General features: G+C 67.6%; 11 protein-coding genes. 7 read left to right on the top strand and 4 right to left on the bottom strand.

Annotation, left to right across the window (positions count from 1 at the left end; translation table 11 throughout):
* The first annotated feature begins 205 nt into the window (after positions 1–205).
* The 3 genes from AC0NZN_RS07495 to AC0NZN_RS07485 all read left to right on the top strand — a co-directional run bounded on the left by AC0NZN_RS07495 (position 206) and on the right by AC0NZN_RS07485 (position 3,525).
* Positions 206–1,516 carry an ABC transporter substrate-binding protein gene (locus AC0NZN_RS07495; protein ID WP_474591660.1) on the top strand — a complete coding sequence of 437 codons (1,311 nt, stop codon included), beginning with the start codon at positions 206–208 and terminating at the stop codon, positions 1,514–1,516.
* 219 nt (positions 1,517–1,735) lie between these two features.
* On the top strand, positions 1,736–2,599 hold the full coding sequence (locus tag AC0NZN_RS07490) for a carbohydrate ABC transporter permease (protein WP_474591659.1): 864 nt from the start codon (positions 1,736–1,738) through the stop codon (positions 2,597–2,599).
* Positions 2,596–3,525 (top strand): carbohydrate ABC transporter permease, encoded by a 930-nt coding sequence (locus tag AC0NZN_RS07485; protein ID WP_474591658.1) that lies wholly within the window; start codon positions 2,596–2,598, stop codon positions 3,523–3,525. The genes AC0NZN_RS07490 and AC0NZN_RS07485 overlap by 4 nt, the downstream gene beginning before the upstream one ends.
* Positions 3,526–3,602: 77 nt before the next feature.
* On the opposite strand, the gene AC0NZN_RS07480 is transcribed toward AC0NZN_RS07485, so the two are convergent.
* Positions 3,603–5,381 (bottom strand): beta-galactosidase, encoded by a 1,779-nt coding sequence (locus AC0NZN_RS07480; protein WP_474591657.1) that lies wholly within the window; start codon positions 5,379–5,381, stop codon positions 3,603–3,605.
* A 105-nt stretch (positions 5,382–5,486) separates the two neighbouring features.
* Here AC0NZN_RS07480 and AC0NZN_RS07475 point away from each other — a divergent pair, with 105 nt between their 5' ends.
* Positions 5,487–6,521, top strand: a complete 1,035-nt coding sequence (locus AC0NZN_RS07475) for a LacI family DNA-binding transcriptional regulator (RefSeq protein WP_474591656.1) — start codon at positions 5,487–5,489, stop codon at positions 6,519–6,521.
* A gap of 182 nt (positions 6,522–6,703) precedes the next feature.
* Here the strand turns inward: AC0NZN_RS07475 and AC0NZN_RS07470 are convergent, their stop codons facing one another.
* A complete protein-coding gene (locus tag AC0NZN_RS07470; RefSeq protein ID WP_474591655.1) occupies positions 6,704–7,036 on the bottom strand; it encodes a hypothetical protein in 333 nt (110 codons plus the stop codon).
* Between the two features lie 93 nt (positions 7,037–7,129).
* Here AC0NZN_RS07470 and AC0NZN_RS07465 point away from each other — a divergent pair, with 93 nt between their 5' ends.
* Positions 7,130–7,897 (top strand): SAM-dependent methyltransferase, encoded by a 768-nt coding sequence (locus AC0NZN_RS07465; RefSeq protein WP_474591654.1) that lies wholly within the window; start codon positions 7,130–7,132, stop codon positions 7,895–7,897.
* A gap of 360 nt (positions 7,898–8,257) precedes the next feature.
* Complete coding sequence (locus AC0NZN_RS07460) at positions 8,258–8,407, top strand: hypothetical protein (protein ID WP_474591653.1); 150 nt, start codon at positions 8,258–8,260, stop codon at positions 8,405–8,407.
* 120 nt (positions 8,408–8,527) lie between these two features.
* On the opposite strand, the gene AC0NZN_RS07455 is transcribed toward AC0NZN_RS07460, so the two are convergent.
* Both AC0NZN_RS07455 and AC0NZN_RS07450 read right to left on the bottom strand, forming a co-directional pair.
* Entirely contained in the window at positions 8,528–8,917 is a 390-nt protein-coding gene (locus tag AC0NZN_RS07455; RefSeq protein ID WP_474591652.1) for a carboxymuconolactone decarboxylase family protein, read from the bottom strand.
* A gap of 121 nt (positions 8,918–9,038) precedes the next feature.
* Complete coding sequence (locus AC0NZN_RS07450) at positions 9,039–9,551, bottom strand: nitroreductase family deazaflavin-dependent oxidoreductase (protein ID WP_474591651.1); 513 nt, start codon at positions 9,549–9,551, stop codon at positions 9,039–9,041.
* Positions 9,552–9,893: 342 nt separating this feature from the next.
* Here AC0NZN_RS07450 and AC0NZN_RS07445 point away from each other — a divergent pair, with 342 nt between their 5' ends.
* Positions 9,894–10,403, top strand: a complete 510-nt coding sequence (locus tag AC0NZN_RS07445) for a methyltransferase family protein (RefSeq protein ID WP_474591650.1) — start codon at positions 9,894–9,896, stop codon at positions 10,401–10,403.
* Positions 10,404–10,443 lie beyond the last annotated feature (40 nt).

Genomic DNA, 10,443 nt, shown 5'->3' with positions numbered 1-10,443 from the left:
GCAATGTTTGCGCAAACTCAAGATCGTGCAGTGCTCGATATGTGGATCACTAAGCCAAATCGCGGGATGATGCGCACTTCGCGGATCCGAACTTGTGAGCGCAAACATTTTCAGGCACAATGGCCGTCGGACGACGTCGTGCACCTCGACGTCGCAGAGCAGACCCCGGCCACGGGAGAGATCCCGATCTCAACGAGGAGCACGCATGGCATCCACACACCGCATCATCCGAACCGCAGCCGTTATCGGTGCGGGGGCTCTGGCCACCGCCGGCCTCGCGGCCTGCAGCTCGGGCGCTTCGGACGCAACCACGCCCAGCGGTCCGGTCAGCATCGAGTACATGCACCGCCTGCCCGACGGCGCCGGTATGACGCCGGTCGCCGACATCGTCGCGCGCTGGAACAAAGAGCACCCGGACATCCAGGTGAAGTCGACGAAGTTCGACGGCAAGTCGAGTGACATGATCCTGAAGCTCGAGACCGATGTGAAGTCCGGGACGGCCCCCTGCCTCGCACAGACCGGGTACTCCGAGGTTCCGGGGCTGTACGCGAAGGGCCTCCTGACGGACGTCTCGAAGGAGGCCGCCAAGTACAAGGACAACTTCTCCGCGGGGGCATTGAGCGGCATGAAGGTCGGCGATGCGGTCGTCGGGCTCCCCCAGGACACAGGCCCCCTCGTCTACTACTACAACGCGACCGCTTTCCAGCAGCTCGGCCTGACGGTCCCGAAGACGCTCGACGACCTGACCGCCGACTCGGCCAAGGCCGCAGCGAACGGCAAGTACGTCACGGCGTTCACGCCCGACGAGGCGCAGAATTGGCTGAGCGCGCAGGCTGCCGCCGCGGGCGACACGTGGTTCTCGGGCAAGGATGGCAAGTGGACCGTCAACGCTCAGGGTCCCGGATCCCGCACGGTCGCGGCGTTCTGGCAGAACCTGCTCGACAAGAAGCAGACCCTGGCCACCGAACGCTGGGGCGACGGCTTCACCAAGGCGCTGAACGACGGTCAACTCATCGGTCACGTCGGCGCGGCGTGGGAGGCCGGCTTCATGCTCGACTCGCTCGACGGCACGCCGGCCGCGGGCCAATGGCGCGTCGCACAGCTGCCCGACTACGGCAAGGGCGCGATGACCGGCCCCGACGGGGGCTCCGGCGTCTCGGTCATGAAGGGATGCAAGTACCCCGCGCAGGCGATGGAGTTCGACAACTGGCTCAACACGCAGGTCGACGACCTCGCCTCTCAGGGACTGGTCGTGGCGGCGAAGGGCTCGGTCACGACGCCGGCGAAGATGCTCAAGCAGTTCGGTGGACAAGACGTGCTCGCCGAACTCGCGAAGGCGACCGGCAACCTCAATCCGGATTTCCCGTACGCTCCGGGCTTCGCCACGCTGTCCAAGATGAATGAGACGGCGGCGGCGGCCGTTTCGGGCACCGCCAAGGTTGCGGACGTGTTCCAGACCGCGCAGACCACCGCAGTGGCGTCGTTGAAGGATCTTGGACTTCCCGTCGCTCAGTGATCAGATGACCGGGTCGACGGCGGGGTGCGCCACGCGTGCCCACCCCGCCGTCGGCACGGACGCGTGAGACGGGATCGAACGAACGGAGGGTGGAAGATGGTGACGGTGACCGACACACGGCCCGCGCGGACGGGTGGGCCGGCGGGTGCTGCACCACCGCCTGCACGGCGACGTGGCAGGCGACGGCGTGACAGGAGGCGCGAGGCGCTCACCGGGTGGATGTTCCTCGCCCCCTTCGCAATCCTCTTCGCCATCGTCTTCCTGGTGCCGATCGCGGTCTCCGTCCGCTCGTCGCTGTTCGCTCAGGTCTCATCCGGCGGCGGTCTGTACGGCGGTGGCGCACAGGTCGACGCGTTCGTCGGCCTCGCCAACTTCGCCGCCGCGATCGGGAACAGCGCGTTCTGGGTCGGCATGGGTCGCGTCGTGCTGTACGCCGTCATCCAGATCCCCGTCATGATCATCGCGGCCCTCGCCCTGGCGCTGCTGCTGGACTCGTTCATCGTGCGACGCCCGGCGCTGTTCCGACTCTCGTTCTTCCTGCCGTACGCGGTTCCCGGCATCATCGCCGCGATGATGTGGCTCTACCTGTACACGCCGCAGGTGTCGCCGCTCATGAAGTTCCTCCCCGCGGGCGTCGACCTCACGGCCCCGGGGACGATCCTCTTCTCGATGGCCAACATGACGACGTGGACCTACACCGGCTACAACATGCTGATCTTTCTGGCCGCGCTCCAGGCCGTGCCGCGCGAACTCTACGAGGCCGCGCGGATCGATGGCGCCAGCGGGTTCCAAGTCGCGACGCGCATCAAGGTGCCGCTCGTGCGCGGCGCAGCACTGCTCGCCGTGCTCCTGTCGATCATCGGCACGATCCAGCTCTTCAACGAGCCGATGGTGATGCAGACCGCGAATGCCTGGATGGGCAAGGACTACACGCCGATGATGCTCACCTACAACTCGATGATGGGCGAGGTCTCGCCGTCCGGCAGCGGCCCCGCTTCCGCGTACTCGCTGCTGATGGCGCTGATCGCGGGCGTGCTGGCGATCGTGTACGTGCTGCTGCAGCGACGCAAGGGGGATGCATGATGACCTCGACCCTCGAGACCCGCGCCGTCGTCTCGGCATCCGGGTCGCGTCGCCCTCGCAGGCCGCAGGGCGTGGATGCGCTGCCGGCATCGATCGCGCCGGGCCCGGTCGCGCGGACCTTCGGGATCATCGCGCTCGTGGTTGCGACCCTGTACTTCCTGGTGCCGGTGTACTGGCTCGCCGTCGCCTCCACGAAGAGCAACGCCGACCTGACCACCAGTTTCGGCTTCTGGTTCGCGAACTGGAACCTCGCGACGAACTACGACAAGCTCATGGCCTGGACGCAGGGCCTGTACTGGCACTGGCTGGGGAACTCGATCGCGTACTCGATCGCCGCCGGCGTGATCGGGACGCTCGTCGCCGTGATGGCCGGATACGCGATCGCGAAGTTCGCGTTCCCGGGCAAGCGCATCGCGGTCGGAGTGATCATGGCTGGGCTGCTCCTGCCGGTGGCGATCCTGACGATCCCGCTCTACATCGAGTTCCACTCGCTCGGGCTGACGAACACGGTGTGGGCGATCATCATCCCGTGCGCTGTCTCGCCGTTCGGCGTCTTCCTCGGGATGGTCTACGCCGAGTCCTCGGTGCCGACGGAGCTGCTCGAAGCGGCGCGCATCGACGGGGCGGGCGAGATCCGCATCTTCTTCACGATCGTGCTGCGCCTGCTCGCGCCCGCGATGGTGACGATCTTCCTGTTCGTGTTCGTCGCCACGTGGAACAACTTCCTGCTGCCGCTGATGATGATCTCGAGCCCCGAGCTCAAGCCCGTCACGCTCGGCCTCTACGGGATGATGAGCTACTTCGCGCCCGATAAGGGCGCGGTGATGCTCGGTGCACTGCTCGGTGTCATCCCGCTCGTCATCCTGTTCTTCGCGCTCCAGCGCTACTGGCGCTCGGGGCTCGCGGCCGGCGCCGTCAAGGGCTGACCTCGAGGATCAACAGACCTCGAGCAACGAGAGAAGGGGCCGCCCACGGGCGGCCCCTTCTTCCGTCGGTGCGGGTGTCAGGACCCGATGTACTCCTCGGTCTGTCCGAAGGACGGCCGCTCCCGGATCTCGACGACCACGCCGAGCTGGTCGGTGTCGAGCACGCGAACCTCGTTGCGCCCCGCGCGCCACAGGGGGGCCGGGGCGTAGAGCGTCTCCTGGGGGCCTCTGCTCCAGTACCGGCCGAGGAGGAACCCGTTCAGCCAGACCATGCCCTTCTCGCCGCCGGGGAAGGCGAGCCACGCGTCGGCGGACGCCTCGAGCTCGACGGTTGCGAGGGCGGACCCGCCCGTCGCGGACGCCGAACCCACGACCGTGGGCGGATCGAGGGGCAGGATGCGGTGCGCCCACCCGTGCACATAGCGTCGGTCGACGAGCACCCCGCCCATGATCCCCTTGCCCTCGCCCAGCAGCGGTCCGTAGTTGATGCGGCCGAGGCTCTCGACGACGATCGTCAGGCGCCCCGACCCGCCGACCGCGGGAAGTGGGAGCGACGTCTCGCCGTCGCGCTCGAGGGTTCCCAGGCGCTCGTCATCCAGGAACACCGTCGCCCGATCGTGCAGTCCCGCGACCGTCAGGATCGATCCCTCTGCGAACGCGACCTGCGTCTCGTACGCGACCAGGCCGTCCTCGGCGCCGAGCTCTTCGTAGGTCAGCGGCCGCGCGGTCGTCGCCGACACGGCGACGGCACGCACGACGTCGAGCAGGCCCGCCTGGCGCGACAGCACGACCGACTGGGGGGCCTGGAACACCGGCGCGGGCGGGATGGGGGGCAGCTCGCCGTCGTGGAACACCGCGAACGCCTCGCGCAGCGCGTGGAACTTGCCGTTCAGCGTGCCGTCCTCGCCGATGGGAGCGTCCGAGTCGTAGCTCGTGACCGTCGGCTGGAGGACGCGATCGTGGTTCGCGCCGTTCCACAGGCCGAAGTTGGTGCCCCCGTGGGCCATGTAGAGGCTCAGAGATCCGCCCGCCGCGAGCAGCTCGTCGACGGTCTCGCGCACGCTCGGCGCCGAGCGCACGTGATGGCGTTCGCCCCAGTGGTCGAACCACCCGCCCCACAGCTCCGCGCACATGAGCGCATCGCCGTCGCGCTGGAGTTCGATCGCTCGTGAGACCCCTGTGCCGAAGGTGAAGGTCGCCATCGCGCCGGCAACACTGCCGTGCTCGACCATGTCCGACGTGACCCCGTCGGCCGTCGTCAGCATCTCGACGATGCCCCGCGAGCGCAGCGCCTCGCGCTGCTGCTCGAGGTAGGCGGCGTCGCTGCCGAACGACCCGTATTCGTTCTCGACCTGGACCGCGACGATCGGACCGCCGAACGCGGCCTGCAGCGGCACCAGGCGGGGGATGAGCCGGTCGTACCAGGCATCCACCGCCGCCAGGAAGCTCTCGTCGCTCGTGCGCAGCGCGCGCGAACGTCCGCTGAGCCAGAACGGGATGCCGCCGTTCGACCACTCCGCGCACACGTAGGGGCTCGGGCGAACGAACACGTCGAGGCCGACGTCGCCGGCGACCCGGATGAATCGCTCGAGATCCTGCCAGCCGTCGAACCGCACATCGCCTTCGCTGCGTTCGTGGAAGTTCCAGGGCACGTAGGTGTCGACGGTGTTCGCGCCCATCGCGGCCAGGCGCTGCAGGCGATCCTCCCAGAGATCGGGATGCACACGGAAGTAGTGGATCGCACCGGAGAGGATCCGGTGTTCGCGGCCGTGACGGCGCAGGCCGGCCGGGCTCCAGGTCAGGGCCGGTGCATCCGCGGCGACGACGACCGGGGTCGAGGCCAGTATGTCGGTCATGTTTCTCCAGGTACTCATAACGCAGAATGTTTGCGCTCACATTATCGCATCGAACATCGTTGAAATCACCTGATTTGTCTGGGGTTCACCGCTACCATTGGCACCATGTCTCCCCGCCAGCCAGACAAGTCTCCGAGCCAGGTCGACGTCGCCCGCCTCGCGGGTGTCTCGACGCAGACCGTGTCGCGCGTGATCTCCGGTCAGGGCAGCGTGCGCCCCGAGACCGCGCGCCGTGTCATGGCCGTCGTCGACCAGCTCGGCTACCGCGTGCACGCGGCCGCCGCATCCCTCGCGTCCGGCCGCACGCGCCTGCTCGGTCTCCTCGTGGTCTCGACCGACCGCTACTCGTCCGCCGCGCTCAGCGTCGGGATCGAGCGGGCCGCGGCCGCGAACGGCTACACGGTCACCACGGCTGCCGTGGCCGACCATGCATCCAGCGAGGCGTTCTTGGAGGCATTCGACCGGCTCGAGCGTCAAGGCGCGGAAGGTGTGGTCATCGGCGTGCCCGTCGAGCTCGATCGTCCCGCGATGCGGATGCGCATGGAGCGCACCCCGTCGATCCGCAGCGAGCGGGTATCTCTCGCGGATGACGCGCCCCTCGCCGTCGACCAGCGCGCGATCGCGCGTCTGGCCGTCGAGCATCTCCTCGACCTCGGCCACGAGACCGTCTGGCACGTGTCCGGCGACGAGTATTGGCTGGAGTCGCAGCAGCGCCGCGAGGCGTGGGAGCAGACGCTCACGGATCGCGGCATCACGCCGCCGCCGGTCATCCCCGGCGACTGGACGCCGGAATCCGGCTACCGCGCCGGGCGCACGATCGCCGCCATTCCGCACGCCACGGCGGTATTCGTCTCCAGCGACGAGATGGCGTTCGGCCTCATCCGCGCCCTGCACGAGGCCGGCCGCACCGTCCCTGACGACATCTCCGTCGTGAGCGTCGACGACATCGCGCTTGCCGCCTACGCCTCGCCCGCGCTCACCACCGTCCGGCAGCCGTTCGAGGCGCTCGGCCGGGCGGCCACGCTGCGGCTCATCGCCCAGATCGAGGGCCGCGAGACCGTCGGCGATCTGCCGCCGACGGACCCGACCCTCATTGTCCGCGCATCAACGGCACCACCTCGAGCTCCCGGCACGACCTGAAGCGGGTCGTCACTCTGGCGCGCACTCGTTTGGCCCCGATGGGCCGTTACCGGCAGGGGCGCGCGACGCGACGACAGCGGGTCGGGATGACCGCGCCTGTAGGCGCGTGCACGATCGATCGTCCAACGAGCGGTCAGGATCACAGGCGCGTTCTGGCCGAGTCCGCGATAGGTGCAGAGCAGTCACGGCCGGCTCAGCGGCTTGTCGACTCGGGCTCGATACGGCAGGGGCATGTTCAGGCCTCGCCGGATCAGTGACAGAACAGTCAGGATCGCCGACGTGAGGGTGAACGCGACTCCCATCCAGAGAAGCAGCCGATGCTGGATCAGGTGCTCCTCGCTCAGCACGATGACGATCGCGATCGTGAAGCTGAGGCCCGCAAGAATCTCGAGGACTCCCGTCGCCGACAGGGCGAAGCGCCTCGCTCGGATCTGATCAATAGACCATGCGCCAACCTCGTCGGATCCAGGATTGCGCACTTCACCCTCGGGCTTGGCGTCCTGCTCGTCCTGCATGACCCGCAGTTAACACTCGCGAGGCAACGCAGACCAGTCGGGGAGCGCGCGGCCGTTCCTGGCGCGATGCCATCAGCACTACGGTGGACGAGCATGAGCGGTCAACGTGTCCTCGGCGAAGAGGAACCACCTCGGGCAGGCAGCGGGGCTCTGCTGCGGTACAACTCACCGCTGTCCGCCGAGCGGGCACGGCTGCTGGTCGAGGTGATCGGAGAACGTCCCGTCGACGAGGTCCTCGACGTCGGCTGCGGCTGGGGCACTCTCCTGCTGGACGTGTTGGAAGATCAGCCTGCTGCGCGCGGGACGGGTATCGATCTTCATGAGCCCGATATTCAGCGCGCGCGACGCGAGGCCGACGAGCGCGGTCTGGGCGACCGAGCGACCTTCCTCGCGCAGGATGCGGCGCAGGAGACGACCGACGCCGACCTCGTGCTCAACATCGGCGCGTTCCACGTGTTCGGCACGATCCCCGAGGCACTCTCACGCCTCCACATGCTCACCCGGCCAGGCGGGCGGCTGCTTTTCGGCGTCGAATACGCGCGCCATGTGCCCACGGACGACGAACTCGCACGGGTCTGGGAGGGAGCACGCCGCGACGACTTCCAACTCTTGAGCGACCTGCTCGATCACGCCATCGACGCCGGCTTCCGCCCCCTCGCGACGAGCTCGGTCACAGACCAGGAGTGGGAGGAGTACGAGTCCGGCCACATGCGAGAGCGCGAGCAGTGGCTCGCCGACCACCCGGCGCACCCCGCGGCGGACGCGATCCGACGAGAACTCGACGCGCAGCGCTCGATCTGGCTGAGAGGCCATCGCAGCTTCCTCGGCTTCGCCTACATGGTGTTGGCGCGCTCCCGCTGAATCACCGTTTCGACGATGACCGGCCGGCCTGATGTCGACACGGCCACAGACCGTGCCTCGCTGACAGACAAACTGACAAGACGAGTTCGTCTGACCCTTCGGCCCGTCCGCCGGAGCGAATGCATTGTCCGGCTACGCGCTGGTCGATGCGACCGACCTGGCCGCGGCGACCGCTTTGGCCGAAGGATGCCCCGGCCTCTCCTACGGGGGCAGCGTCGAGGTGGGCGAACTGATCGCGATGTAGACCAGCACATTGACGGCGGTCGCCCGTCTCCGCTCACGTTCGACGAGCCTGGCTACCGCGATCACATCGCGAGGGAACTCCGGCTATGGTTCGGCAACGGGGGTGACTCCTGGCGTGTGCCGACGGAGGCTCTCGCCGCCGACGGCTGCATCGTCGATGTCTACTCCGAGAGACTCGTCGGAATCGCGTGGCCGGCCCCCTATGCGATTCAGAAGTCGCTCGAGCGGATGCAGTCCGAGGGCCTGTTGGAGTACGCCACTGCGTAGCAGCGCCGACCCGGTCGCCCCCACCGCCTGAGACGGCGGCCGACCAGGGCCCGGCAGACGGTCCCCGTTCGGGCAGACTGTAACGGAGGGTGGCACGCGGGCGTGGTCCTGGTGCGGGTGCTATTCGGCGAATACCTCGGCTGCGATGCCGTAGCTCTCGAAGGCGCGGGCGGCGCCAGCGTACGCGCTGATTTGGATGAAGGCCTCGACGACTTCTTCTCTGGTGACACCGTTGTTGAGTGCGATACGGAGCTGGCCACGGAGCGGTTCGAGGACGCCGAGCGTGGCGGCGATGGTGACTGAGATTAAGGCGCGGGTGCGGGTGTCCATGTGTTCCGTGCGGGGCCATGCGGCACCGAACGCCTGAACGGTGGCGAGTCGTTTGAAATCAGCTGCGTTGGCCGGTTCGGTCTCGGTGGCGCCGAGGAATCGCTCGAGGCGGAATCCGAGCATCCGCTCTGCTTCGTCGAGGGCGGCGGCGAACTGGCGGTCTTCTTCGTTGGTGGTCATGGTCTTCCTTGGTGGGGTATCGGCTTGGGGTCACTCTGGCACTTGCCTTCCCGCTGTTCGTCGGCTCAGGGAGGCTCTGCTCCTTCGCGCCGGGGACCGCGGCCAGTGACTCGGGATGCCGTCAGGCGGCGGGCGCGGTGGCCGCGGTCAGCACGATGAGCGGACTGTGCGCGATCATCTCGTCGACATCGTCTCTGCGCCATCGGCGTGCGGCGGCCTCGATGAGCGGCCGTGCTTCGTCGGGATCGGTGATGACCCGCGCCGTGGCAGGAACGTCGGCCTCGATGCCGTTCTTCAAATGCACGATGACCTGGGGGTCTGCGGTGATGTTGTGTATCCAGTCCCGTATGCGGTCTCGACGCGGCATCCCGGTGATGAACAGCACGCCGTCCTCATCGTGGAGGAAGATCTCGATGCGGCGAGGTAGCCGGCTCCGGCGACCGGTCGTCGTCAAGTCGATGAGCTGACTTCGGTGCAGGGCCGTGTTGACGTCGTTGTTCACACGTGTTGAAGCAATCTCGCTGCTGCACACATTCCACGCGATCGGTGAGACTTTCTGTGCGCAATGCTGATGGCCAACGCGCCCGGCAGGAAAGCCAAGTCTGTGCCAGCCGGTCGTTGAGAGCTCGATCACCGCGCTTAAGTCGGTCCGCTACGGGGCACCTTGAGTAGGCCGCGAACACTTACGGGCGGTACTCGTCTCGCGGTTGCTCATACAGCTTCGTCGCGTACTTGTCCGCGCTGCGGCCACCGTTAAGCGCCCCACCAAGCTGCCCCACCACGTCAGCGACCCACGCGAGGAATCGGCCGAACGTGCGGACCAGTCGAGCAAACATACCCACACGGTACGCGTCGGGGAGGGCGCGCAGAAGTGGGTCGGCGTGCTCCCGTTGGTACGCGGCCGAATTCGCCTGGGCGCCAGCGCGTGCACCTCGGCACAGGCCGCTGGACCGTCAGTGGCGCGTACGCTCTGGCCATGAATCGCGTGCGTGTTCGAGCGTGGGTCGGATCGATCGTCTTCCTCGCGATCGCACCCGGGATCGTGGCCGGGCTGATCCCGTGGCTCATCACCGGATGGCAGATCCCGTGGTCTGGCGCGTGGATCCTCCCGATCTCGGTTGTGGCGAGCCTCGTGATCCTGAGCGGAATCGTTGTGCTCTTCGACGCCTTCATCCGCTTCGCGCGTGCCGACGGTACGCCTGCGCCGCCCGTGCCGACCGCCCACCTTGTCGTCGTCGGGCCGTATCGGTACGTCCGCAACCCGATGTATCTCGCGGTCCTGACAATCATCCTCGGACAGGCGCTGCTCTTCGCGAGCTGGTGGACCGCGCTCTACGCCGGCATCGTGCTCGTCGCGGTGCTGCTGTTCGTGCGGTTCTATGAAGAACCGACACTCGAGCGCACTTACGGCGATGAGTATCGGCAGTATCGGAGCCACGTGCGGGGATGGGTCCCGCGCACGGAGCCGTGGAGCGCACTCGAATGACCAGAGCCGGTTCCGCGGCGCCTATCGCCGCACATCCGCG

It is taken from the genome of Microbacterium sp. sgz311019 (genome assembly GCF_056135325.1).
This window is presented reverse-complemented; position numbering and strand designations above follow the sequence as displayed.